This window comes from Shewanella electrica, from assembly GCF_022321485.1.
GTDB lineage: Bacteria > Pseudomonadota > Gammaproteobacteria > Enterobacterales > Shewanellaceae > Shewanella > Shewanella electrica.
On sequence record NZ_JAKOGG010000731.1, the window covers coordinates 1 to 239 of the forward strand.

1 protein-coding gene is annotated in these 239 nt (G+C 66.5%); it reads left to right on the forward strand.

Annotated elements, in window-relative coordinates; all coding sequences use genetic code 11:
• Positions 1-195 (forward strand): 3-hydroxyacyl-CoA dehydrogenase family protein (locus tag L9G74_RS21935; RefSeq protein WP_238899026.1); only part of this gene is annotated, 195 nt, incomplete at its 5' end.
• Positions 196-239: the final 44 nt, after the last annotated feature.

Below are 239 nucleotides of genomic sequence, written 5' to 3' on the forward strand. Positions count from 1 at the left end.
GCCGACCTCACGGGGGTGGATGTGCTGAAGCTGGTTACGGAGGAGCTGGCCCAGGCCACCGGGGAGGACTTCGCCCTGCCGGAGTGGGTTCTGCGCCTGGTGGCGGAAGGCCGGCTTGGGGAGAAGGCGGGTGCGGGGTTTTACAAACGGGTAAACGGGGAGATCTACACCCTGGATTACCGCACCCTGGAGTAGGTGCCCCGGGCCAAGGTGGACCTCCCGGAGCTTAAGGCCCTTCG